The following is a 25,279-nucleotide window of genomic DNA, read 5'->3' as shown; positions in this document are numbered from 1 at the left end:
GCTATTCCCCTTGTGCTGTCAGCGGATGCGCCATAATTGCGGCAATTACCGCCTCATCATCCGCCCCATTGCAGACTATTATATCCTCGCAACCCAGCTCGGCAGCCCGCGTGGCTACTCGTTCACTGGGTACCCAGCAACGCCAAGTGCGCTGCCACGACCAATCCTCTGTTGCCGCCTGCTGCCAGTATTCAAGTGCCTGTATGCTGAGAACCACTATGCCACGGACACCCGCTTCACGGGCAGCATTGATCGATTGCGGCAGATTGTCCGCAGGCAACCGCTGGTACAATTCAAGATAGTCCACCTGGCCACCTGCAGCGCGGATTCGGGACGCCAGATGTTCACGACCACCCGCTCCGCGCCAGATCAAGACCTTGAGCTGCGGCTTGGCCAACAATAACTGCCAGCGTGGCAGCTGCAACAACGCTTCACTATCCTGCCCGCACTCCGGCGCCTGCGCCAGCAAGCCAAACTCACGCAACACGCCAGCTGTCGACTCGCCTACCGCAAACCAATCAATGCCGACCGGCACCTGCGGCCAGTAGCGATCGAGACGCTCCAAACCGAGCCGGGCAGCCACCGGGCTGACACTGACCACCGCCTGATAGCGGTCCAGATCCAGCATCAATCCACGTTGATAAGCACTCTCGGTCTCCGGTTCAATACGCAACAGAGGCAAACAACACGTACTGACGCCGCGCGCCTGCAGTTTTGCGACCAGCCGCTGATTATCCGATGCCATCCGGGTCAACAGGAGCGCAGGTCTCACCGAGACTCGGCTCCCAGATACACCGCATCGAGAATCTTTTGTGCCCCCTGACTTAGCAAATCTTTCGCTACTCGTATGCCAAGCTCTTCCGGGTTTGCTTCCGGACCGCGCGCCTCCGCCGTTAGCAAAAGACTGCCATCGGGATCACCGACCATTCCGCGCAACCAGATCTGACCGTTTGTGCGTTCGGCATAACAGGCAATCGGCACCTGACAGCCGCCATTGAGATGCGTATTGAGCGCCCGTTCCGCGCGAACGCGCAAGGCACTGTCCTCATCATTAAGCGGCGCCAGCAGCGCATGCAATTCAAGATCATCACTGCGACATTCGATCCCAACTGCGCCCTGGCCACCCGCCGGCAAACTTTCCTCCGGGGGCATCGCATAACGGATGCGGTCATGAAATCCCAGCCGCATAAGACCCGCCGCCGCGAGGATAATCGCGTCATAGTCTCCGGCGTCGAGTTTGGCTAAGCGTGTATTCACGTTGCCGCGCAGAAACCTAACGTGCAGATCCGGGCGGCGGGCCATGATCTGAGCTTGGCGACGCAGGCTGGATGTGCCGACAACGCTGCCCAGAGGCAGGCTGTCGACGCGCTCATGATGATTGGACACAAAGGCATCACGGGGGTCTTCTCGCTCACAGATTACGTACAACCCCAGTCCCTCTGGAAAGGCCATGGGGACATCTTTCATTGAATGCACCGCGAGGTCGGCCTGATCACTGAGGATCGCCGCTTCCAGCTCCTTGACGAACAGACCTTTGCCGCCGATCTTCGCCAGCGGGGAGTCCAGTAATTGGTCGCCACGACTGACCATGGGCACCAGTGTGACGGTCAGATTGGCGTGGAGCTGTTCCAGGCGCGCCTTGACGTACTCGGCCTGCCACAGGGCCAGGGCGCTCTTGCGAGTGGCAATACGCAGATGTCGACTCATGGGATTCTCGCTTAAAAACAGCCTGCATGATACGTCATGCTCCGGCCCGCATCCACGCGCGCGTCCCCAGGTTGGCAGATCACAGGTGATCCATCAGCTTGCGCAGTCCCGGCACATGGCGTCGACTGACGGTCAGATTTTCATCAGGCAACCCCTTGAGATGCAAATGAAAATGCCCGGCCGAACTGCGCTGCAAGCGCTCTATACGATGACGAGCGACCAACGCGTTACGATGAATACGGACAAAATAATCCCCAAACTCATCCTCCAGAGATTTGAGTGGCTCGTCCAGCAGCACTTCACCCTCGGTGTGACGCAGGGTGACGTACTTGTGGTCCGCGATGAAATACAACACCTCATCGATGGGTATCAATTCGACCCCTTTGCGAGTCCGCGCACTGATGTGACTTCGAGCTGGCATGCTCTCATCCTGCGGCCCGGCCCGACCCAGGCTGCACAGCTGCACTCTATTAAGCTTTTGCGCCTTGGCTAGGGCCCCAGCCAGAGACTCGCTACGGACCGGTTTGAGCAGGTAGCCAACAGCACTGACGGCAAAGGCTTCCAGTGCATATTCGCCATGGGCGGTACAGAAAATGACTGCCGGGGCGTCAGCCATCTCGCACAACTTCGCTGCGGTCTGCAACCCGTCCAGACCCGGCATACGAATGTCGAGAAGAACAATATCCGGGTGTTCCCGCTCAACCAGCATGAGCACTTCATGGCCATTGGCGGCCGTATCGGGGAGGGGCTCGTAACCGGGCAGCGTTTCGAGCAACCGCATCAAGCGTTCGCGGGCCAGTGGTTCATCGTCGGCGATAAGTACTTTCATGCCTTAATGACTTCTCTGCAAGATTGAGGATGTTTGTCTAACAGGATAGACCAGCCTGCTGAAGAAGCGCTCTCCATCACGCCATGATTCCAATTGTGCCTGCGGACCGAAGAGCCCAGTTACGCGTGCGCGGATGTTCTCGAGGGCCATGCGGCTACCCTGATGACTCGTTGTCCCCCTTGGACAGCTATTGGACACCAGGAGTTCGACCACACCAGCGTTCAATCCCACGGCAATGCTTATATCACCCCCCTCCAGACTAGGTTGCAGTCCATGAAGAATCGCATTCTCCAAAAGCGGCTGCAGGGTCAGCAGCGGCATGGGTGTGGCTGCAGGCAGATCGCCGTGCCATTTCACGCGCAGACGGTCGCCGAGGCGATAGTGCTCAATGCGCAAATAGCCTTCGCACAGATGTCGCTCCTCCTCCCAAGTGGCCATCCCGCCAGCTTCGGACAGATTGGCGCGAAACAGATCAGCCAGGTCAAGCACCGCCAACTCCGCTTTGGCCGGGGCACTGACAATCAGGCTGACGATACTGTTAAGGCTGTTGAAGAGAAAGTGCGGCTGTATGCGTGACTGCAAAGCCTGCAATCGCGCTTTGAGCTCCGCGTCGTGCTGGCGCTGCCACTGCTGCTGCAAGTAGAAATAACGTAACAACAAGCCAGTCATTATCAGGGCGATCAGGCCATGACGCAGCATCAATTCGAAACGCAGATCCGGCTGGCCAAGCATGCCCTGATAAAGAACCCAGTCAGCCAGCACAGTGAACGTCAGCGTCAACCCGACAACAACTGCAAAGCACACCGCAATGGCCAGCCACAGGGCGCGCCGCTGCATCCAGCTGCGCAGCCTGCACAGCAGAGCGGCAGAGAGCAGGACAATCCACTGCACAAAAAGTGACGCCATGGCCAGGCTGAGCCAGTCGAAGCCAGCGGCAGAGGGCACCGCCAGCACCCAGGTCAGCACCAATAACTCGGCCAACACCACAAGGGTAAACACCGCAACAGACGAACAGAGATTGGGGAGGAAGAAATCTTCCCCCACGTAAGGTTGCGCAAGTAATGACCAGAGTCCGTTCTTCATCCTTCAAGTGTCCGCCAGCATGCCGCCATCGCGCAAGCCTGAAGTGTTATGCTACGACTTTTGCCAGCGGAACGATCCGAACTATGAGCCAAGATCAGACAACCAATCAATCCTGGGGCGGGCGCTTCAGCGAGCCTGTTGATGCCTTCGTGGCTCGCTTCACCGCCTCGGTCAATTTCGACAAGCGCCTGTACAAACAAGACATTCAGGGCTCTATCGCCCACGCGACGATGCTTGCCGGGGTGGGTGTTCTAAGCGACAAGGAACGCGACACCATTATTGCCGGCTTGCGCAGTATCCAGACCGAGATCGAAGCTGGCCAGTTCGACTGGCGCGTCGACCTTGAAGATGTCCATATGAATATCGAAGCACGCCTGACTGCCCAGATCGGCATCACCGGTAAGAAGCTGCACACCGGACGCTCAAGGAACGATCAGGTGGCTACCGATATACGCCTGTGGCTGCGCGAAGAAATCGACGTGATTCTGGTCGAACTCCAACGTCTGCAAGCCGGGCTACTGGACCAGGCAGAGCGTCATGCGCACGTAATCATGCCTGGTTTTACCCATCTGCAGACGGCTCAGCCAGTCACCTTCGGCCATCACCTAATGGCCTGGTTCGAGATGCTCAGCCGCGACCGGGAACGTTTGCTGGATTGTCGCAAGCGGGTCAATCGTATGCCGTTGGGCAGCGCTGCGTTAGCCGGCACCACATACCCTATCGATCGCAGCGTCACCTGCAAGCTGCTCGGATTTGACGCCGTATCCGGTAACTCCCTGGACGGCGTCTCGGATCGGGACTTTGCCATTGAGTTCTGCGCTGCAGCCTCCTTGGCCATGATGCACATGTCACGCTTTTCCGAGGAGCTGGTGCTCTGGACGAGCGCCCAATTCAATTTCATCGAGCTGCCCGATCGCTTCTGTACCGGCTCCTCGATCATGCCGCAAAAGAAGAATCCTGACGTACCCGAACTGGTGCGCGGCAAGACCGGCCGAGTATATGGCCAGCTGATGAGCTTGCTGACTCTGATGAAAAGCCAACCGCTGGCCTATAACAAGGATAATCAGGAAGACAAGGAGCCGCTGTTTGACGCAGTCGATACTCTGCGCGATTGTCTGCGCGCCTTTGCCGATATGATCCCCGCGATTCAGCCAAAAGTCGCGGTCATGCGTGAAGCAGCATTACGTGGTTTTTCCACTGCAACTGACCTGGCCGATTATCTGGTACGCCGTGGCCTGCCGTTTCGTGATTGCCACGAAATCGTCGGCCATGCGGTCAAGTACGGCCTGGAAAGCGGCAAGGATCTGGCTGAAATGAGCCTGGAGGAGCTGCGCCAGTTCAGCGACCAGATCGAGCAGGATGTGTTCGAAGTGCTGACGCTGGAGGGCTCGGTCAATGCCCGCGACCATATCGGCGGCACTGCGCCTGCCCAGGTGTTGGTCGCCGTGCAACGCGGCCGCGAGCTACTTAACGCTTAGCCCGCGTACCGCGAGAAAGCGGTCGATAACACCGCAGGCATAAAAAACCCGCCGGACAGAATCTGTCCAGCGGGTTTTTTAATCATGCCAAGCCGGTTAGTCCTGCTCTGCCAGCTCGACCAAGAGCACATAGTTACCCGTGCTGCTATTGCTATTACCTTAATCCTTGCTGGTCAGCTCAACGCCCTCGGGTATGGCACGCCGACTCATTTGCAGATCATAGGTGCCTTCGACGGACTGGTCATAAGCGGTGGCCGTTACCTGATATTCGCCGGGCTATAGATGCGAAACCAGTAGTGAGTTAGTACTGTCGGAAGCATCATTATTATCCAGATTCAAGCCGCCACCGCCGAGCATCAGCAGGGTATCCATCTCATCCAACAACAGCAGCCCACTGTTCTACAGTGGTTATTTTTTCAGACTCAAGGTAAAGGGGCCGTAACCATTTTCGGCGCCGCCACTGACACCCAATCGATGTCGACCGCTGGCGTCGGGTGCAAGGTGCAAGCTCCCTGTCGTGGGCCATTTATCAACTGACCTCGTTCATCCAGCAGGGTCAGCGTTGCGTCCTGCAGTGCACCGCTTTGACGAATTCGAATCAGATCGCCCTGCTGCAGATTCAGCTCAAACACTTGATAATATGAACCGTTATTAATATTGACGCGGCTCGAGCTGGTTATTTCGCACTGCAGACTAGCCGCTTGAGCGTCGACTAGATCAGTGGTGATTTTGACTCCCGCGCAGCCTGACAGAGCAATAACCAGACCAAGATCGAGGGCTGAGCCCGAAAAAGAAATGACAGAACTGGAATACGACCGCATGCAAAATCCTTCTGGCGGGTGAAACATCCCGCACAGAAACCCGCGGGCATCCATACTGCGTGTACCGGCTAATGCTTATGCCCCAGCAGTCGACAGCAGCTCCAGCTCCAATTCAGGGTATGTGGCCCAATGCAGAGTTTTCAGCCAGCCAATGGCTGTTGCTGGGTGATACAGTGGATATTGCCACCCCCAAGCAGGATCTCCCTACCGGGCACCATCACCACACGGCGATCAGGAAACAGCTGCTGGAGCAGTTCCCGAGCCGGCTCGTCCTGAGGATCATTAAAACTCGGTGCAACAATGCCATCATTGACGATCAAAAAGTTAACGTAGGAGCCGGCCAGGCGGATTGCAGGATCGCGTGGCTGAGATCCTGCCACGCGATCAACACCTGCGCACTCCTCAACGGTGGCGTGAAGGGGTCCAGGAAGCGGCATCTTGTGCACCACTAGCTCGCGCCCCTGGGCATCTCGGCTCGCCTCTAGCACGCGCAGCGCCGCCTGACAGCGCGGATAGTTAGCATCTGTCTCGTCGTCGGTCCACGCGAGCAGAACCTCACCGGGGCGCACGAAGCAGCACAAGTTATCAACGTGACCATCTGTCTCATCGTTATAAAGGCCTTCGGGTAGCCAGATCACCTTGCTGATACCCAGATGATCAGCCAGTACTACTTCGATTTCCTCACGTAGCAAATGCGGATTTCGGTTGCTGTTGAGCAGACACTCCTCAGTGGTGAGTAGCGTACCCTCACCGTCCACATGAATCGCGCCGCCCTCCAACACGAACCCCTCTGTGCGATAACGCGGGCAGCGTTCAATACCCAGAATCTTGTCCGCCACCTGATCGTCACGCTGCCAGGGCCAGTACAATCCACCGCTGAAGCCGCCCCAGGCATTAAAGGTCCAATCCACGCCACGCAGTGCACCCTGTCCATTGGTAACGAAAGTGGGGCCGGTATCGCGTACCCAGGCATCGTCAGAACTCATCTCCAGCACGCGAATGCCCGGATGACTTAGCTGTAGATTGGCATTCTCGTATTGCGCTGCCGAGACGCAAACAGTCACCGGCTCGAATCCTGCGATGGTCCTGGCCACCTCAGCGAATGCGGCCTGTGCTGGTTTGGCGCCCAGACGCCAGTTGTCTGAACGTTCAGGCCAGACCATCCAGGTCTGGCTATGCGGGGTCCATTCCGCAGGCATACTGTAACCATCGGCGCGGGGCGTGCTATGCAATGTATACATCAGGACTCCAGTGAACCATCCAGGGTTTTGATCGGGCCATACAAGTTAGGTCGGCGATCGCGAAAGCTGCCCCAGGCGCTGCGAATATGCTCAAGCTGATCCAGATCAAACTGCTGAACCAGCACGCCTTCTTCGCTTTCATCCAACTCCTGCACTTTTTCACCGAACTGGTCGGCAATGAACGAAGAGCCATAAAACGTGATGTGGTAATCGCCCTGATCCTCGCGACCAATACGATTACTTGCCACCAGGGGCATCAGGTTGGCGCCAGCATGACCCTGCTGCACCCGCTGCCAATGATCACGCGAGGTAATACCCGGGTCATGCGGTTCACTACCGATCGCAGTGGGATAGAACAGAATTTCTGCGCCCATCAGCGCCATGCTGCGGGCGCACTCGGGGAACCACTGATCCCAGCAAATACCCACGCCAATCTTTGCATAACGGGTTTGCCAGACCTTGAAGCCCGTATCGCCAGGATTGAAATAGTACTTCTCATGGTAGCCGGGGCCGTCGGGAATATGACTTTTGCGATACAAACCCAAATTGCGGCCGTCAGCATCGATGATAACGACGCTGTTGAAACGTGCCCGCCCCGCTAGCTCGAAAAAGCTGATTGGCAAAACGACCGCGAGCTCAGCAGCAAGCGCCTTGAAGTGAGCAATGGCCGGATTCTTATCGATCTCGGTGGCCAACTGCAAATATTCAGCGTTAGGCTTCTGGCAAAAGTACGGGGTTTCGAATAACTCCTGAATCAGGATGATCTGAGCGCCGCTGGCGGCTGCTTCGCGCACCAGCCTGTCGGCTTTGGCGATATTGTCCTGACGGTCCCAGGAACAGCTCATCTGAGTAGCGGCAACACTGACAAGGCGTGACATAGCGATCTCCTGATAGGTTTGACGAGGCTTTATACCGGATACTTATCGGCTAAACAAATAATTTATTGACCTGAATTGCTTATTTTTTATATTAAAGCCGATATAAATCGACTATTTATCAACGCCCGGATCCTGCCGATAGAAGTCGCACAAATGCTGGTATACAGAGGGCCACGTCCGCGCCAGCGGGGCCGGCTTCTCAAAAAAAGCTTCGGTCAGCACGGCAAAGAATTCGGCCGGAGCCTCCAGTGCGTACTCATCTACCGGGCTTGATTCACCCAGCCGAATGCGCCTTTCAAGATCATCCCAGGCCGAAGAAAAATCCCTTTTCCAGGCCGCTGCATCCATGCCCGGATGCAGCGGTGGCGCACCGTTTGCCCCCTCGTGGCGCATATCGAGTGTATGCGCTAGCTCATGCAGCACAACATTATGGCCTTTTCCGCCGCCTGCCGATCTGACATCCTCAAATGACAGCACCACTGGACCACGAGATGACGCCTCACCACACAGGGCGCTACGCTCTAAGTGAGCAACGCCATATTCGTCGACCCACTCATGCTCTGTCACGAAGGGGCCTTCGTAGATCACCAGTGTTTCCCAACCCCTGTACCAATCAAGACCCAGCTCCAGTACCGGAACCACCGCCATACCAGCGATACGCAAGCGCATTTGATCGCTCAGTTCGAGCCCCTTGGCACCAATCAACGCCTTGCGCAACAGCAGTCGCAGCGCCATCTTCTGCACCCGAATCCGGGTGGACGGTTGGTATCGAAGATAAACCGACCAATCACCCAGAGCTCGCTGCCAGTCTTGCGCCGTCACACCAAGACTTTCTAGCTTACGCTCCTCTCGCCATTCAGACAGATTAGCAATCAGCCCCATCGATACCCTCCGACTCAGCAATACGTGGCAACACCGGCGGCAAATACAGACCCAGGTAAGCCACCATCATGCGTTTTGCTTCGCGGCGCATGGGGGCGGTCAATTGCCCATGTTGCTGATGATCAATCGCCAGTAACTTGTCTGCTGCCTGCATCGCCAATGTGAAAATATCCACGTCCTGTGGTAATGCCGGCAATTGATAATACCGTTCGAGATAGGCACGCAGGCTGTACCCGAGCAGGCTGTCATGCTGTCGATCTGCCTGCCGGATACCGACTAGCTCGTGGGCGCCCAGTAGGAGTTCGCGCGCAGCCGGATGGGATTGATAGTACTGCTGAAAGCGTTCTTCCACCTGCTCGACCAGAACAGTCCAGCTCAGACAATCAGTGCCCAGCATCGGAGCTTCACCGAGGACAGCGTCAAGCTCGGTGAAAACCCGCTGCGCCAGGGCGGCGAGCACGTCCGCCAACTGAGGAAAGAAATGATAAACAGAAGAGGGCGGGATGTCGGCCTGCGCGGCGATCGCATAGATGGACATATCGCCCAGCGTACGCTGATCAAGCAGCGTCACCGTGGCATCGAGGATACGATCGATCCGCTCCTGACTGCTGGCTCGGCGTTTGGGCTGGGGCTTACCCGGGGTCATGGTATCTTGCCTGGATGCGTGCGTTTGGATATTGGAGCTCTAGACGATAGCACAGAGCGCTCCTCGCCCGTGGCTGAATCAGCCCCCTAGGAAGAAAGTACAGCGACGCTCAAGCGTAGGCCAGAAAAACCAATCCCGCCTCGAGGGCGGGATTAGTGTGCAACCTGAAGGCGCACTACACCGTGTGCAGATACCACATATATTCGAGATCAGAGATGGTTCTCTCGAACTCCTCTTGCTCGCTTTCTTTACACAGGACAAAGACGTCGAGATATTCCTCGCCGATGTACTCCTTCATGACCTCGGATGTTTCCAGCAACCGCAGCGCATCGCGCAGGTTGGTGGGCAAAGAGGCCTCGTGCTGATCATAGGCATTACCTTCGGTCATTTCCGGCGGCTCAATCTTGTTACTGATGCCGTAATGAATGGCCGACAGCAGCGCAGCCATGAGCAGATAAGGGTTGGCATCAGCGCCCGCCAGTCGATGTTCGATGCGCATTGCTTCGGGTTCACCACCCGGCACGCGGACAGCAACGGTACGGTTATCGATCCCCCAGGTAGCAGCGCAGGGTACAAAGAAGCTCGGACTGAAGCGTCGGTAGGAGTTCACGTTAGGGCACAGAAACGCCATATATTCCGGCAATGTCTGCAGCAATCCACCTACCGCCCAGCGTAAAGTCTCGCTTAGACTGCCATCGGCATTGGGCGCAAAAATATTCTTGCCCTGCTCGTCTTCCAGGCTGATGTGTACGTGCATGCCATTACCGGCCTGATCATAGTAAGGCTTGGCCATGAAGGTGGTATCCATTTCATGGTCATAGGCAACACTCTTGATCACACGCTTGAGCAGCACATTGTAGTCGCAGGCAACCACAGGATCATCCACGTGATGCAGGTTGACCTCAAACTGTCCAGGTGCCGATTCCGCAACAATAGCGTCAGCGGGGATGCCCTGTTCGTGGGCAGCTTCGATGACGTCCTGGAGAAACTCGGCGTACTCGTCAAGATCATCCATCGAGTAGACTTGAACCGAATTGGGTCGCTTACCGGACATGGGCGAGCGTGGCGGCTGCGGACGGCCAGTAATGTTCTCTTGATCTATAAGGTAGAACTCGAGCTCAAAGGCAGACACCGGCTTGAGACCCAGCTCGCTGAAGCGCTTGACGATCCGCTGCAGCACATAGCGAGGATCGGCAAAGAAAGGGGTTTTGCGGTCGAGCTCGTACATGGTCATCAACAACTGACCGGTGGGCCGCTTCTGCCAGGGCTCGACATTTAACGTACCGGGAATTGGCAAGCAGATCCGATCCGCATCACCTATTTCCAGACCAAGTCCAGTTTCTTCGACAGTGGTGCCCTGAATATTGAGCGCAAAAATAGAGGCAGGCAGGGCAATACCTCTTTCATAGGCCTTGATAAGTGCTGAGCGATCAATCCGTTTACCGCGAACGATACCGTTCATGTCGGCAATCAGAAGGTCGATAAAATGGATTTCCGGATGCTCGGCCAAAAAGGCTTCAGCTTCCTGGACGCTGACTGGCGCAGCGTCCGCTCCGGGTTGGGATTGCATGGGATATCACCTGTTGTTTGTAAAATATATCAATCACGTTGACTACAGGAGGAGAGTAAATCCGAAAGCCTATGGCGAGTCAATAGAATCACCTATGCACGATGACAGTGCATGCCGCACCAAATAAGGCCGTAAACAAGACTGCGAGGCATTTCCAAAGCCTGCCCCAGTGCCGCCGAAGCCGGTTTCTTGTTAATTATTTTTTGTTGCTATTGTCTGAAAAATCGAACAACAATGGCTTCATGTACGTTATTCACTACAGGCTGTAAACCATGTCAAGCGCTCGAAAGCCACTGATCGGGATCACCTGCTGCACCGATCAGCTGGGGCTGCATCCTTTCCATATAGTAGGTGAAAAATACATTCTGGCCGTCGTTGACGGTGCCGAGGGAATGCCACTACTTGTCCCCGCGCTGGGCGAACGCCTGGCTAGCGACCAGCTACTGGATACCGTCGACGGTCTGATGTTCACCGGCTCACCTTCCAATGTAGAACCCCACCACTATCAAGGCGAGGCCAGCGCCGAAGGCACGCGGCATGATGCCAAGCGTGACGCCACCACGTTACCGCTTATAAGGTCAGCAATCGACCGCGGTATTCCTGTGCTGTGTATTTGCCGTGGCTTTCAGGAAATGAATGTGGCCTTTGGCGGCAGTCTGTATCAGCGCGTGCATGAGGTCGACGGTTATATCGAACACCGCGAAGACAAGGAGCAACCGGTAGAGCTCCAGTATGGGGCAGCCCATGAGGTTCAGCTGGAGCCAGGAGGATTGCTGCAGCGAATTGCCGGCCGCAATTCGGCACAGGTAAACTCCTTGCATACGCAGGGTGTGAACCGGCTGGGTGCCGGATTGCGGTCTGAAGCCACCGCTGCAGATGGGTTGATCGAGGCCTTCTCGGTCGCTGGCTCACCCGCATTTGCGCTGGGTGTGCAGTGGCACCCCGAATGGCAGGTTCGCGACAATCCATTCTATCTTTCCATATTCCAGGCGTTTGGAGACGCCTGCCGGGCCCGTGTGGCGCGGCAATCCTGAGGGCTTTATGAATAACATCGAAGCATGGCTGAAAGAACACAAGATTACCGAAGTCGAGTGCATGGTCAGCGATCTCACTGGCATCGCCCGGGGCAAGATTGCCCCCACCATGAAGTTTATTTCGGAAAAGGGCATGCGGCTGCCCGAAAGCATCCTGTTGCAGTCCGTGACCGGCGACTACGTGGAAGATGACATCTATTACGACCTGCTCGACCCGGCCGATATCGACATGATCTGCAAACCCGATTTTACCGGGATCTATCTAGTACCCTGGGCAATCGAACCCACCGCGCAGATCATCCACGACTGCTACGACAAAACCGGCGAGCCGATCGAGATGTCGCCACGCAATATTCTTAAGAAAGTGCTCAAACTCTATGCCGATAAGGGTTGGCAACCGTTGGTCGCACCCGAGATGGAGTTTTATCTGACCAAACGCAACGAGGACCCCGACCTGCCACTGCAACCGCCGGTTGGTCGCTCGGGCCGACAGGAAACCGGTCGCCAATCGTTCTCGATCGATGCCGCTAACGAGTTCGATCCGTTGTTCGAAGACATGTACGACTGGTGCGAGATCCAGGGCCTGGATCTGGACACATTGATCCACGAGGAAGGTACCGCGCAGATGGAAATCAATTTCCGTCATGGCGACCCCCTGCACCTGGCCGACCAGATTCTGGTGTTCAAGCGCACCATGCGTGAAGCTGCGCTCAAGCATGACATGACCGCTACCTTTATGGCCAAGCCAATCACTAACGAACCCGGCAGCGCCATGCATTTGCACCAGAGCATCATCGATCGCAAAACGGGCAAGAACATCTTTTCCAATGAAGACGGCAGCATGAGCGAGCTGTTCCTCCATCACATCGGTGGCCTGCAACGTTACATACCGGAAGTACTTCCGCTTTTCGCACCGAACGTGAACTCATTCCGCCGCTTTCTGCCAGACACATCCGCTCCAGTAAACGTGGAATGGGGTGAAGAAAATCGCACCGCGGGCCTGCGTGTGCCGGACTCTACACCGCAAAACCGTCGGGTAGAGAACCGCTTGCCAGGAGCCGATGCCAATCCCTACATCGCAATCGCTGCCAGCTTGCTATGCGGCTATCTTGGCATGGTCGGCAAGATGGACCCGTCGGCACCGGTCAAGGGTCGCGCTTACGAACGACGTAACTTGCGTCTCCCGTTGACCCTGGAGTCAGCCCTGGAACGCATGGAACAGTGCAGCGACGTCGAAGCGATACTCGGTAGCAAATTCTGCCGCGGCTATGTCGCCGTAAAGCGCGTCGAGCATGAAAACTATAAGCGGGTAATCAGCAGCTGGGAGCGCGAATTTCTGCTGCTGAGTGTATAAAAATGAACACGCTTTGACGCGCGCTGTTCAGGCGCGTCGACGTTAGAGGATAGAAAATGAGCTCACAAGCGCCTTACAGCACCGCACAATTGCAGGCCATGGATCACGCCCATTACCTGCACCCCTTCACCGATCACAAGGAGTTAGGCACGCGGGGTACGCGGATCATCGAACGCGCCGAAGGGGTGTATCTCTGGGACAGTGAAGGCAACAAGGTTCTGGACGGTATGGCTGGTCTGTGGTGCGTGAGTATCGGCTACGGTCGCACCGAGCTGGCCGATGCCGCTTACAAGCAAATGCTTGAACTGCCCTATTACAACAGCTTCTTTCAGTGCGCCAACCCACCTGCCATCAAGCTGGCCAGCGCCATAGCCGCGATCGCTCCTGAGCACATGAACCATGTGTTCTTTACCGGCTCGGGGTCTGAGGCCAACGATACCGTGTTACGCATGGTCCGACGCTACTGGGACCTCAAAGGCAAGCCCGACAAGAAAACCATCATTGGCCGGATCAACGGTTACCACGGATCGACAGTCGCCGGGGCAAGTCTGGGTGGCATGTCAGCGATGCATGACCAAGGCGATCTACCGATTCCCGGCATTGTGCATATTGCACAGCCATACTGGTACGGTGAAGGTGGCGACATGAGTCCCGACGCGTTCGGGCTCTGGGCCGCTCGCGAGCTCGAGGCCAAGATTCAGGAAGTAGGCGAAGATAAGATAGCCGCCTTCATTGCCGAGCCAATACAGGGCGCCGGCGGAGTGGTCATCCCGCCTGACACCTACTGGCCTGAAATTAAACGCATCCTGGCTCGCTACGACATCCTGCTGGTTATCGACGAAGTAATCTGTGGCTTTGGCCGCACCGGCGAATGGTTCGGCAGCCAATACTACGACCTGAAACCGGATCTGATGTCGATCGCCAAGGGCATGACCTCGGGCTATTTGCCGATGGGTGGCGTCATCGTTGGCGAGCGCGTAGCCGAGACGCTGATCGAGCACGGCGGCGAATTCTTCCATGGCTACACTTATTCAGGGCATCCGGTAGCGGCGGCTGTCGGCCTGAAAAACCTGGAGATCCTGCGCGACGAAAAAATAGTCGATTATGTGAAGCAGGAAGCGGCACCGTACTTGCAGAGTAAAATTGCCCGACTGGCGGAACATCCACTGGTAGGCGAAGTACGCGGTGTAGGATTGCTCGGCGCAATCGAGTTGGTGAGTAACAAAATCACCCGTGAGCGCTTTGCGGAGAACGGCATGGCCGGCACGATCTGCCGCGACATGTGCGTACGCAACGGCCTGGTGATGCGCGCGGTAGGCGACACGATGATCATGTCGCCACCGCTGATCATCACGCTGGCGGAGATCGATGAACTGGTCGCCAAGATCTGGTTGGCGCTGGACATGACAGCCGAGCAGCTGGGCGTAACGACTTTCGCGCAATAGCGCGACCCGGGCCGCGTGAACACCAATGCAATGGAGAACTGACTGCAATGAGCAAATCCAACAGCAAAACAATGTTCGCCGCGGCCTGCGTCATGGCCTTCAGCAGCACCGCTTTGGCCGAGGGCGTGGTCAACGTCTATAACTGGTCGGACTACGTAGCCGAAGATACCCTGGAAAACTTCCAGAAAGACACCGGCATCCGGGTGGTATATGACGTATTTGACAGCAATGAGGTACTTGAGGCCAAGCTGCTGTCAGGCAGTTCCGGGTTCGATATAGTCGTCCCCTCCAATCAGTTTCTCGGCAAACAGATCAAGGCCGGCGCCTTCATGCCCCTGGATCGTAGTCGTCTAACAAACTGGAAGAATCTTGATCCGGTTCTGCTCAAGGCACTCGAAAACAATGACCCGGGTAATCAGTACGCATTTCCCTATCTGTGGGGCACCACCGGTATCGGTTACAACGAAGCCAAAGTGAAAGCAATACTGGGCGACGATGCGCCAGTCGGCTCATGGGACCTGGTGTTCAAGCCCGAGAACATGGAAAAGCTAGCTCAGTGTGGCGTGGCTTTCCTGGATGCACCGGCGGAAATCATTCCCTCCGCGCTCTTTTATCAGGGACTCAACCCCAACAGCAAAGATCCCGAGGATTACGTGCAAGCCGAGCAGTTGATGCAGAGCATTCGCCCGCACATCCGCTATTTCCATTCGTCCAAGTTCATTACCGACCTGGCCAATGGTGATATCTGCGTAGCGGTCGGCTGGTCTGGCGACATCCTTCAGGCTGCCGCACGGGCTGAGGAGGCCGGGAATGGTGAGGTTGTCAAATACGCGATTCCCAAAGAAGGCGCGGCCATGTGGTTTGACATGATGGTCATGCCCATGGATGCCAGAAACGTCGATAATGCCTATGTATTTCTCGATTACATCCTTCGTCCTGAGGTGATCGCCGATGTCAGTAACTATGTCGCGTATGCCAACGGCAACAAAGCTTCCCTGCCCCTGGTAGATGCAGGCGTATTGAACGACCCAGGTGTCTATCCGAATGACGAAACCTTGAATAAACTATTTACGTTGGCAGAGTTGCCAGCGAATATCGAACGGGTTCGTACCCGCGCCTGGACGCGCATCAAGTCCGGACGCTGAAGCAGGCAATGAATTCACTACCGGCCGACGCCACACGGCGCCGGCCTCCAAAAAAGAAAACAGATCTGGCCCTTCTTCGGCCACAGTCTGCAAGAGGAGAAGTCATGAAAGTTCCAGTGAAAATGCCAATAAGAATGACCCTGCTGGCCCTAGCCACTAGTGGCCTGCTCAGTACAGCCGTCAGCGCGCAAGACGCAGGTGAGCTGAAAATCTTCAACTGGTCGGACTATATCGCCGAAGACACCATTGATAACTTCAAGCAGGAAACCGGTATCGACGTCACCTACGACGTCTACGACTCCAACGAGATACTCGATGCGCGTCTACTGACAGGCCGCTCAGGCTTCGACGTGGTGGTGCCCTCCAACCATTTTTTGGCCAAGCAAATCCAAGCCGGGGTTTATCAGGAACTTGACCACAGCAAACTACCGAACATGAAGAACCTGGATCCAAAGTTGCTCACCCAGCTCGATTCAGTGGGCCTGGGAACCAAGTATGCAATCCCCTACATGTGGGGTACCAACGGCATCGGTTATAACGTCGACAAGGTCAAAGCCATTCTCGGTGACGACGCACCCCTGAATTCTTGGGATCTCGTTTTCGATCCGGAAGTCGCCAGCAAGCTGGCCAGCTGCGGTATCTCCATGCTGGATTCGGGTGACGATATGATGACATCGGCTTTGGGCTACCTGGGACTGAACCCGAACAGCACCAGCAAGGACGATCTCGAAAAGGCCGAAGCGTTGTTGTTGAGCGTGCGCGATTCAGTGCGCTATTTCCATTCCTCACGATATATCAGTGATCTGGCTAATGGCGACATCTGCGTAGCTGTTGGCTTCTCCGGCGATGTATTCCAGGCCGCAGATCGGGCCAGCGAAGCTGAAAATGGCGTCAACATCGCCTATACCATTCCAAAAGAAGGTACCCAGCTCTGGTTTGACATGATGGCGATCCCTAAAGATGCGCCCAATCCTGACAACGCACACGCCTTTATCAACTACATACTGCGCCCGGACGTTGTTGCACCGATCACTGACTATGTCGCTTATGCCAACCCCAACACGGCAGCGAACGACCTGATCGATCCAGAGATCCTTAGTGATCCAGCCATTTACCCGACCGCAGAAGTGATGGACAAACTGTTTATCGCCGAGCCCCGTCCGTTGGCGGCGCAACGCATTGTTACCCGTTCCTGGAACCGGATTAAATCCGGGCAGTAAGCGACACGGGCTGCCCCTGGCAGCCCTGTTTCAGCCATACCCAGAATTGACTGGCCCATGCGCACAGAATCGCGTGGGTCTATAACTCGTATTTGCGGAGAATATTATGGTTGGTGCAGCAGGAGCCATGAAACAGGCCATGGCCAAGGCCGAGCCAGACGAGTTTGTGCGTATCGACCGGGTGAGCAAGCGCTTTGATGACGCGTTGGCGGTCGACGATGTGAGTCTGACCATCAACCGCGGCGAGATCTTCGCATTGCTTGGCGGCTCGGGATCAGGCAAATCGACACTGCTGCGTATTCTCGCCGGGTTCGAGCGTCCCAGCGAAGGTCGAGTATTTCTCGACGGCCAGGATATTACCGACCTGCCGCCGTACGAACGGCCCATCAACATGATGTTCCAGTCCTACGCCCTTTTCCCGCACATGACGGTCGAGCAGAATATCGCCTTCGGCCTTAAACAGGACAAGCTCAGCCGCGCAGAAGTCAACGCGCGAGTGGCCGAGATGCTCAAGCTCGTGCACATGACCGAGTATGCCCGTCGCAAACCCAACCAGCTGTCAGGTGGCCAGCGTCAGCGCGTCGCGCTCGCGCGGTCATTGGCGAAAAGCCCCAAGGTTCTGTTACTCGACGAACCCATGGGCGCGCTGGATAAGAAGTTACGCTCGCAGATGCAGCTCGAACTCGTGGAAATCATAGAGCGCGTCGGAGTGACCTGCATTATGGTGACCCACGACCAGGAAGAGGCCATGACGATGGCCCAGCGCATTGCCATCATGCACCAGGGCTGGATCGCCCAGGTCGGATCACCCATGGATATTTACGAGAGTCCGGCCAGCCGGCACGTGGCCGAGTTTATTGGCAGCGTGAACATTTTCGAGGGCCAACTGGTCGCAGACATGGAGAACCACGCGATTATTGAATGCCCTGAGCTCGACCGGCCTATCTATATCGGTCATGGCATCTCCACGCGGGTACAGGACAAGAACATCACCTACGCCCTGCGTCCGGAAAAAGTCTGGGTGACCGCGGAAAAACCCGAGTCGGAATACAACTGGGCGCACGGCGAGATTCATGATATTGCCTACCTGGGCGGCCACTCGGTGTTCTATATCAAGCTTGCCAGCGGGCATATCGTGCAGACGTTCTTCGCCAACTCCGAACGACGACTGCCGCGCATGACCTGGGAAGATCAGGTCTACATCAGCTGGGACGATGACAGCGGGGTGATTTTATCCTCATGAAAACCACGCGCTCGCGCCTCTTGCCCAGCGGACGCTTCTGGGTCATCAGCATCCCTTACCTGTGGTTGTTCCTGTTCTTTTTGCTGCCCTTCGCTATTGTGCTGAAAATCAGTTTTTCCCAGGCAGCCATCTCGATCCCCCCTTACAGCCCGCTGTTCGACTACGCCGAACAATCGCTTCAGGTGATGATCAATCTGGGCAACTATATTTTCCTCAGCGAGGACTCGCTATATCTGGCCGCCTATCTGGGGTCGCTGAAAGTCGCGCTGATCTCTACCATCATCTGTCTGATGCTGGGGTATCCGATGGCGCTGGCGATTGCCCGCGCGCCAAGGGAAAAACAGTTGGTCTATCTGCTGCTGGTCATGATGCCGACCTGGACTGCCATCCTGATCCGGGTCTACGCGTGGATGGGCATTCTGAGTACCAACGGTCTGCTTAACAATCTGCTGATGTCGATCGGAATAATCGATTCACCGATGCAGATACTTAACACTAATACCGCGGTGTATATCGGCGTGGTTTATGCTTACCTGCCGTTCATGGTGCTGCCGCTCTACGCCAATCTGGTCAAGCACGACGAAAGTCTGCTCGAGGCCGCCATGGACCTGGGTGCAGGCAAGATCAAGGCGTTCTGGAAAATCACCGTGCCGCTGTCGAAGACCGGCATCATTGCCGGCTCGATGCTAGTGTTCATTCCCGTGGTTGGGGAGTTTGTTATTCCAGAACTGCTGGGCGGCCCGGAAACGCTGATGATCGGCAAGATCCTCTGGCAGGAATTCTTCAATAACCGCGACTGGCCGGTTGCCTCGGCACTGGCGATTATCATGCTGGCGATCCTGCTGATTCCGATCATTTTCTTCCACTATAACCAGTCAAGAGCCATGGAGAAAAACGCATGACCAAGCGTCCGAATTTCTCTACCGTCGCTCTCTGGGTTGGCTTGGCCTTTATCTACATACCCATGGTCATTCTGGTCATCTACTCGTTCAACGCCTCGCGACTTGTGACCGTGTGGGGCGGCTGGTCGGTACATTGGTATGTCGGCCTGCTGGACAATACCCAGTTGATGAATGCGGTCAAGCGCAGCTTGCAGATTGCTTTCTATACCGCCTGTTCGGCAGTGGTGTTGGGTACGCTGGCCGCGTTCGTGATGACCCGCATCAAGCGCTTTCGCGGCCGTACATTGTTTTCCGGTCTGGTGACGGCCCCCCTGGTGATGCCCGAGGTGATTACCGGTCTCTCATTGCTGCTGTTGTTCGTAGCCATGGCCCAGTTGATAGGCTGGCCGTTAGAGCGCGGGATCATGACCATCTGGATTGCACACACGACCTTTTGTACTGCCTACGTGGCAATCGTCGTCAGTGGTCGGCTAGGTGAGCTCGACCAGTCCATCGAAGAGGCCGCAATGGATTTGGGCGCACCACCCTGGAAGACCTTTTTGTTAATTACCGTGCCGATGATTGCGCCATCCATTGCCGCTGGCTGGCTACTCTCTTTCACCCTGTCACTCGACGATCTGGTACTCGCCAGTTTTGTCTCGGGGCCAGGTGCGACCACGCTACCTATGGAGGTCTTCTCCGCGGTACGCCTGGGCGTAAAACCGGAGATCAATGCCATCGCCAGCGTCATCCTCCTGGCGGTCGGACTCTTCACTCTGCTCGCCTGGTTTCTGGTGCGTAGTGCAGACAAACGTAATCGCGCGCCACCGCCTGAGGACGATAGCCCCGTCACCTGGCAATCGGTTATCAGCAGCCGCAGAACCTAGCTCAGACAGGATCTGCAGGGTACCTGTCGGGGGCTTGTTGGTTTGCCTCCGTAGGTTAAGCTCGCGCAATTGGGACGCAAAACCGGTTACGATACCACCCCTGAGCACGCTGGCGACCATCGGCGCTGGCGTTACCTGATGCATCCGAAGGAGAAACATACCGTGTCCAGTCTGGTCCCCGCCATTGATCCCGATGGTCTGCTCGAATACTCCGTCGTCTTTACCGACCGCTCGCTTAACCACATGTCAGGCGCTTTCCAACAGGTCATGCGTGACATTTCTGCCAACCTGAAAGACGTTTACCAGGCCGCTGGAGTTGTCGTCGTGCCCGGCGGCGGCACCTACGGCATGGAAGCTGTAGCCCGGCAGTTCGCGCAGGACAAGCACTGCCTGGTTCTGCGTAATGGCTGGTTCAGCTACCGCTGGACCCAGATTTTTGAAATGGGTCGGTTACCCGCCAAAGAAACGGTACTTAAAGCACGGCAAGTCCAGTCCGGCGACCAGAGCCCGTTTATCCCCGCACCGATTGAAGACGTAGTCGCCGAGATTAGAGCGAGCAAACCTGATCTGGTGTTTGCACCCCACGTGGAAACCTCTGCCGGTATCATGTTGCCTGATAACTATCTCCGCGCAGTAGCCGATGCGGTGCATGAGGTCGGTGGCTTGTTCGTCCTTGACTGCATCGCATCAGGAACAGTCTGGGTCGGCATGCAGGACTGCGGCGTGGATGTTTTGATCAGCGCCCCGCAAAAGGGTTGGAGCGCCTCTCCGTGCAGCGCCCTGGTCATGCTCAGCCCTCTCGCACTGGAGCGCATTGAAGGTACTACCAGCAACAGCTTTGCCTGTGACTTGAAAAAATGGCTGCAGATCATGCGGACGTATGAAAACGGCGGCCATGCCTATCACGCCACCATGCCAACTGACGCACTCATGCAGTTTCGCGACACTATGCTGGAAACCCGTGACTATGGCTTTGACAAGGTCAAGCAGGAACAGCTGGAACTGGGCCGAGCGGTGCGCGCACTGCTCAAGGAGAAGGGTTTTGCCAGCGTTGCCGGCGAAGGCTTTGAGGCGCCTGGCGTAGTCGTCAGCTATACCACCGAAGACAGCATTCAAAATGGCAAGGCGTTTGGCGCCCACGGCTTGCAGACAGCCGCTGGGGTTCCGTTGATGTGTGACGAGCCCGCGGGCTTCAAAACCTTCCGCATCGGCCTGTTCGGCCTCGACAAGCTGCACAACATACAGCGCAGCGTGGCAAATCTGCGCCAGGCACTGGAAGCGATGTAACCGAGGGCTAAACGAGGTGCTGCTGCGAGCAGCCCCTCGCGGCTTATCCCTTGTTCTGCTGCACCATGATTTCTTCCATCTTCAGACCCGTCAGCCCGTGGATGGTGCGCCATAGGTACACCATGATCAGGATCATCATGATCATGGTGGGAATAGCTATCACGGGATAACTGACGAGCGTCATTTGACCCAGCTCTTCGTTGAACGCCTGGGTCCCCGATGGACTGACCACAATCCACTTAGCCAGCCCGTAATTCATGCATGATGAAAAGAAAAAAGTACTGGCCAGAAAATAGGTTGCCTTGAGCAGGCGCTGCTCGAAAATATCCACTAGCCCACGCTGTAACAACCGATCATGAATCAAGTCGACGTTGAGCACCTTGCGATTATAGAGGATGGTGCGAATCAGCGGATACCGCGTTCTCGTCGAGACTAATACCGCTAGACCGATGACACCCGGAACAGCTGCTTCCTTGATCGCCAGCCACTGGGGGTCTAGTTTCATCAGACCAATGCCGCCAGTCAGGAACACACTGATCATGCCCAGCAAAGCGATGAAATTGAATTTGCGGTAGCGGATCAACTCGAACAAACCCCACCCCAATGGAAACGCCAGAGCCAGAATCAGCGCCTGATTGGGTCCCAGATGCTCTGGACCACTGAGCTTGAGTAAAACGACCGAAGGGATAACGATACTGACCAGCAGGTCCACCAGTGGACGCGGCTTGTGTTTGGGTCTGGCGCGGATTGTTTCTGTCATAAGTCTTGGCTGCGCTCTGTTAGATGTGGCGCCATGATACATGGCGACGCATAAGTGATTTCAAGAGATCCGACCGACAGTCGTTATGACCTAATCAAACCACCGAAATAATTGTCCAGGCCAGGTAGCCGGTATAGCCCAGATATGCCGCTACCAGCCCTGCTCCCTCCAGGCGATTAATCCGCCCGGCGCGTTTTTTCGTGGTCAGCGCCAACAACAACAAACACAGGGTAAGTGCAAACATCACTACCCAGTCGCGGTATAACACCACCGACTCGACCGTCATCGGCATGATACCTGCTGCGATACCAACCACCGCCAGCGTATTGAACAGGCCAGAACCGATCACGTTACCCAGTGCCAGATCATGTTCGTTTTTACGAATCGCTGCCAATGCAGAAGCCAATTCAGGCAGCGAGGTGCCAATCGCCACAACCGTAAGACCGATAATCAGATCGCTGACGCCTAGGCTCTGGGCAATATAGACCGCGCCCCAGACTAAAATGCGGGAGCTGATGACCAACAACACCAGTCCGATCACAAGCCAGATCAACGCCGGTCTTAGGGGCATTGCATTGGACTTGAGCTCGGCATCGTAGTCAGCAGCAAGGGAATCAGCCCGACCGCGCATCCCCTCCATGATGGACCAACCCATCAATAAGGCGAACGCGCCCAGCAGCACCCAGGCGTCATTGCGGCTGAGATACCCGTCGATCAGCTGGTAACCGGCCAGCAGCGTCACGGTCAGCAGGATCGGCAGTTCCTTGCGTACGACCTGCGAATGCACATTGATCGGGCTTATAATTGCTACCAGACCAATGATCAACGCAATATTGGTGATATTCGAGCCGTAGGCATTGCCCAACGCCAGGCCCGGATTCCCTTGGGAAGCGGCCAACGCAGAGACCACCATTTCAGGGGCCGAGGTACCAAACCCGATAATCAGCATGCCGATCAACAGGGGCGGCATCCCCGCATGGGTGGCGGTGGCAGAGGCACCATCAACGAACTTGTCAGCGCTCCAGACCAGCAGAATCAGACCGGCGACAACGGCAAGTAGAGCTAGCAACATGATCGGATATCCCTCTGACAAAAAAGATGCCGGGCATTATCCGATAAAGCTGGCCCAGATGACAGGTCGCTCGCAAGGGGCCACCTGCTGTTCGTTATTCAGCTTGCGCTGGACGCGCCCGCGCGTTGGCGTTCTTCATCAACCAGTTCCTTCTTGGATAGCTTACCCACCGGCGTTCTGGGTAGTGCGTCGCGTATTTCCATAGCCTGCAGACGCTCGTGCTTGCCCAGACGCGGGGCAAGAAACGTCTGCAACTCATCAAAATAAAGCGGCTCAGCACCGGTCTTCAGCTTGATGAAAGCCTTGGGCGCCTGCCCCCGATACGGATCATCCACCCCGATCACCGAGACTTCTTCGACAGAAGGATGTTCGTAGATGGCTTCCTCAATGGTCCGCGGATACACGTTATAACCGCTGCACAGAATCATGTCTTTGGTGCGGTCAACGATATAAACCCAGCCGTCCTCATCCATATAGCCAATATCACCCGTGCGCAGGAAGCCATCGGCCGTCATCGCCTCGGCCGTCGCATCCGGACGCTTCCAGTAGCCGGCAGTCACGTTCGGTCCGGCAATACAGACTTCACCGCGCTCGCCCGCCGGCAATTCGCGATCAGAGCCATCCAGCGGCATAACGCGCATTCGCGAGCCAGGTACTGGCAGACCGCAAGAACCCGGATGGGGCTCGGCCTCTTTCGGTGTAAAGGTGCCACTGGTGGTGGTTTCCGTCATGCCCCAACCCTCGCGCAGGGCACAACCGGCAACGTCTTGATAGCGCTGTTGCACATCGATTGGCAAGGGTGCGCCACCCGAATTGCACATTTTCAGCGAGGTCAGGTCCAGCTGGCTGGTCAGCGGGTGACCCAGCAAACCGATGAACATCGTCGGTACGCCAGGGAAGGTGGTTATGCGGCTATCAGCTATCTCGCGCAGTACCGTTTCCGCGTCGAAACGCGGATGCATGTAAACCTCTGAAGCAAGACGCAGACTGAAGATCATGTTGATCATCAGGGCATAAATATGAAACGGCGGCAGAACGGCCAGTACGCGCTCCTGACCAGGCTGAAGCGAGCTATCGAGCACCGCTTCCAGTTGTGCGCAAGATCCGGTGAGGTTGGCATGGGTGAGCATCGCACCCTTGGGCGCTCCCGTGGTGCCACCGGTATATTGCAGCACGGCCAAAGCAGTGCGTGGATCATCGAGCAGATAGGCCGTGAAATCACCGGCATTATCAAGCAGCGCGCTGAACGCGTGGCAGCTATCGTTCAAAGCAATCTCGACCGACGGACCCAGCTGACCTGCCTGAGCCTCACTCACCTCACCACAGAACTCGGTCAAGTGACCGACCACCAGCTTGTTCAAACGGGTCTCGTCCAGCAGGCTTACCATCTTGGGATAAAAAGCAGCCAGATCGAGCGTTACCATGATATCGGTTTCACTGTCCTCGATCTTGTGCGCCAGAGTGCGCTCTGCGTCCAGGGGTGAATAGTTAACCACTGTTCCGCCCGCGCGCAGCACGGCCATGAACGCAATGAAGTAATGCGGGCAGTTGGGCAGATAGATACCCACGTGTACACCCGGACGCACACCCAGCTTTTGTAAGCCGCAGGCGAAGCGTGCTACCAGCGAACCGAGTTCTCGGTAGGTGAGCTTGTGACCCAGGAAGTCGATAGCCGAATTGTCCGGGTAGTCCTGTACTGTCGCGTCCAACAAATCCCAAACAGGCCCCATTACCCGTTTTTCATCCCATTTCACTGTGTCCGGGTAGGACTTCAGCCAACGCATTTCAGTATTCACTGTCACCTCACTTGCTATTA

General features: G+C 56.2%; 24 protein-coding genes. 11 read left to right on the top strand and 13 right to left on the bottom strand.

Annotated elements, in window-relative coordinates; genetic code table 11:
• Position 1 precedes the first annotated feature (1 nt).
• From ACJAXR_RS10310 to ACJAXR_RS10295, 4 genes are all read right to left on the bottom strand, one after another.
• Positions 2 to 772, bottom strand: a complete 771-nt coding sequence (locus ACJAXR_RS10310; RefSeq protein ID WP_415058172.1) for a uroporphyrinogen-III synthase — start codon at positions 770 to 772, stop codon at positions 2 to 4.
• The gene (gene hemC, locus ACJAXR_RS10305; protein ID WP_415058171.1) at positions 769 to 1,707 is read right to left on the bottom strand and encodes a hydroxymethylbilane synthase; all 939 of its coding nucleotides are present in this window, start codon (positions 1,705 to 1,707) and stop codon (positions 769 to 771) included. Before hemC ends, ACJAXR_RS10310 begins: the two co-directional genes overlap by 4 nt.
• Before the next feature lie 79 nt (positions 1,708 to 1,786).
• Positions 1,787 to 2,536: a LytR/AlgR family response regulator transcription factor gene (locus ACJAXR_RS10300; RefSeq protein WP_415058170.1), complete on the bottom strand. Its 750-nt coding sequence runs from the start codon at positions 2,534 to 2,536 to the stop codon at positions 1,787 to 1,789.
• Positions 2,537 to 2,539: 3 nt separating this feature from the next.
• A complete protein-coding gene (locus tag ACJAXR_RS10295; protein WP_415058169.1) occupies positions 2,540 to 3,619 on the bottom strand; it encodes a sensor histidine kinase in 1,080 nt (359 codons plus the stop codon).
• Positions 3,620 to 3,702: 83 nt separating this feature from the next.
• Here ACJAXR_RS10295 and argH point away from each other — a divergent pair, with 83 nt between their 5' ends.
• On the top strand, positions 3,703 to 5,097 hold the full coding sequence (gene argH, locus ACJAXR_RS10290) for an argininosuccinate lyase (RefSeq protein ID WP_415058168.1): 1,395 nt from the start codon (positions 3,703 to 3,705) through the stop codon (positions 5,095 to 5,097).
• 84 nt (positions 5,098 to 5,181) lie between these two features.
• Positions 5,182 to 5,379, top strand: a complete 198-nt coding sequence (locus tag ACJAXR_RS10285) for a hypothetical protein (protein ID WP_415058167.1) — start codon at positions 5,182 to 5,184, stop codon at positions 5,377 to 5,379.
• Positions 5,380 to 5,519: 140 nt separating this feature from the next.
• Here ACJAXR_RS10285 and ACJAXR_RS10280 read toward each other — a convergent pair whose 3' ends face one another.
• From ACJAXR_RS10280 to ACJAXR_RS10255, 6 genes are all read right to left on the bottom strand, one after another.
• Positions 5,520 to 5,918 (bottom strand): hypothetical protein, encoded by a 399-nt coding sequence (locus ACJAXR_RS10280; RefSeq protein ID WP_415058166.1) that lies wholly within the window; start codon positions 5,916 to 5,918, stop codon positions 5,520 to 5,522.
• Between the two features lie 140 nt (positions 5,919 to 6,058).
• A complete protein-coding gene (gene aguA, locus ACJAXR_RS10275) occupies positions 6,059 to 7,159 on the bottom strand; it encodes an agmatine deiminase (protein ID WP_415058165.1) in 1,101 nt (366 codons plus the stop codon).
• Entirely contained in the window at positions 7,159 to 8,037 is an 879-nt protein-coding gene (aguB, locus tag ACJAXR_RS10270) for an N-carbamoylputrescine amidase (protein WP_415058164.1), read from the bottom strand. The genes aguA and aguB overlap by 1 nt, the downstream gene beginning before the upstream one ends.
• A gap of 111 nt (positions 8,038 to 8,148) precedes the next feature.
• Entirely contained in the window at positions 8,149 to 8,919 is a 771-nt protein-coding gene (locus tag ACJAXR_RS10265) for a zinc-dependent peptidase (protein WP_415058163.1), read from the bottom strand.
• Positions 8,903 to 9,565 (bottom strand): TetR/AcrR family transcriptional regulator, encoded by a 663-nt coding sequence (locus ACJAXR_RS10260; RefSeq protein ID WP_415058162.1) that lies wholly within the window; start codon positions 9,563 to 9,565, stop codon positions 8,903 to 8,905. Before ACJAXR_RS10260 ends, ACJAXR_RS10265 begins: the two co-directional genes overlap by 17 nt.
• 175 nt (positions 9,566 to 9,740) lie before the next feature.
• Entirely contained in the window at positions 9,741 to 11,135 is a 1,395-nt protein-coding gene (locus tag ACJAXR_RS10255) for a glutamine synthetase family protein (RefSeq protein ID WP_415058161.1), read from the bottom strand.
• A 272-nt stretch (positions 11,136 to 11,407) separates the two neighbouring features.
• Between ACJAXR_RS10255 and ACJAXR_RS10250 the strand changes: the two genes are divergently transcribed.
• The 9 genes from ACJAXR_RS10250 to ACJAXR_RS10210 all read left to right on the top strand — a co-directional run bounded on the left by ACJAXR_RS10250 (position 11,408) and on the right by ACJAXR_RS10210 (position 21,631).
• On the top strand, positions 11,408 to 12,169 hold the full coding sequence (locus ACJAXR_RS10250; RefSeq protein WP_415058160.1) for a gamma-glutamyl-gamma-aminobutyrate hydrolase family protein: 762 nt from the start codon (positions 11,408 to 11,410) through the stop codon (positions 12,167 to 12,169).
• 7 nt (positions 12,170 to 12,176) lie between these two features.
• Positions 12,177 to 13,523: a glutamine synthetase family protein gene (locus ACJAXR_RS10245; protein ID WP_415058159.1), complete on the top strand. Its 1,347-nt coding sequence runs from the start codon at positions 12,177 to 12,179 to the stop codon at positions 13,521 to 13,523.
• Between the two features lie 56 nt (positions 13,524 to 13,579).
• A complete protein-coding gene (locus ACJAXR_RS10240; protein ID WP_415058158.1) occupies positions 13,580 to 14,968 on the top strand; it encodes an aspartate aminotransferase family protein in 1,389 nt (462 codons plus the stop codon).
• A 47-nt stretch (positions 14,969 to 15,015) separates the two neighbouring features.
• Positions 15,016 to 16,113 (top strand): extracellular solute-binding protein, encoded by a 1,098-nt coding sequence (locus tag ACJAXR_RS10235; RefSeq protein WP_415058157.1) that lies wholly within the window; start codon positions 15,016 to 15,018, stop codon positions 16,111 to 16,113.
• 104 nt (positions 16,114 to 16,217) lie between these two features.
• Positions 16,218 to 17,333, top strand: a complete 1,116-nt coding sequence (locus ACJAXR_RS10230; protein ID WP_415058156.1) for a polyamine ABC transporter substrate-binding protein — start codon at positions 16,218 to 16,220, stop codon at positions 17,331 to 17,333.
• 106 nt (positions 17,334 to 17,439) lie between these two features.
• Positions 17,440 to 18,576 carry an ABC transporter ATP-binding protein gene (locus tag ACJAXR_RS10225; RefSeq protein WP_415058155.1) on the top strand — a complete coding sequence of 379 codons (1,137 nt, stop codon included), beginning with the start codon at positions 17,440 to 17,442 and terminating at the stop codon, positions 18,574 to 18,576.
• Complete coding sequence (locus ACJAXR_RS10220) at positions 18,573 to 19,478, top strand: ABC transporter permease subunit (protein WP_415058154.1); 906 nt, start codon at positions 18,573 to 18,575, stop codon at positions 19,476 to 19,478. Before ACJAXR_RS10225 ends, ACJAXR_RS10220 begins: the two co-directional genes overlap by 4 nt.
• The gene (locus tag ACJAXR_RS10215) at positions 19,475 to 20,344 is read left to right on the top strand and encodes an ABC transporter permease subunit (RefSeq protein WP_415058153.1); all 870 of its coding nucleotides are present in this window, start codon (positions 19,475 to 19,477) and stop codon (positions 20,342 to 20,344) included. Before ACJAXR_RS10220 ends, ACJAXR_RS10215 begins: the two co-directional genes overlap by 4 nt.
• A gap of 162 nt (positions 20,345 to 20,506) precedes the next feature.
• A complete protein-coding gene (locus ACJAXR_RS10210; protein ID WP_415058152.1) occupies positions 20,507 to 21,631 on the top strand; it encodes an alanine--glyoxylate aminotransferase family protein in 1,125 nt (374 codons plus the stop codon).
• Positions 21,632 to 21,674: 43 nt separating this feature from the next.
• On the opposite strand, the gene ACJAXR_RS10205 is transcribed toward ACJAXR_RS10210, so the two are convergent.
• From ACJAXR_RS10205 to ACJAXR_RS10195, 3 genes are all read right to left on the bottom strand, one after another.
• Positions 21,675 to 22,391 carry a VC0807 family protein gene (locus ACJAXR_RS10205; protein WP_415058151.1) on the bottom strand — a complete coding sequence of 239 codons (717 nt, stop codon included), beginning with the start codon at positions 22,389 to 22,391 and terminating at the stop codon, positions 21,675 to 21,677.
• A 94-nt stretch (positions 22,392 to 22,485) separates the two neighbouring features.
• Positions 22,486 to 23,463, bottom strand: a complete 978-nt coding sequence (locus ACJAXR_RS10200) for a calcium/sodium antiporter (protein ID WP_415058150.1) — start codon at positions 23,461 to 23,463, stop codon at positions 22,486 to 22,488.
• Positions 23,464 to 23,561: 98 nt separating this feature from the next.
• Positions 23,562 to 25,259 carry a long-chain-fatty-acid--CoA ligase gene (locus tag ACJAXR_RS10195; RefSeq protein WP_415058149.1) on the bottom strand — a complete coding sequence of 566 codons (1,698 nt, stop codon included), beginning with the start codon at positions 25,257 to 25,259 and terminating at the stop codon, positions 23,562 to 23,564.
• Positions 25,260 to 25,279: the final 20 nt, after the last annotated feature.

The sequence above is a fragment of the Halopseudomonas sp. genome (assembly GCF_047631575.1).
In the GTDB taxonomy this organism is placed as follows: Bacteria; Pseudomonadota; Gammaproteobacteria; order Pseudomonadales; family Pseudomonadaceae; genus Halopseudomonas.
Note: the sequence above shows the minus strand (reverse complement) of the source record. Positions and strands in the feature narration are given on the sequence as shown.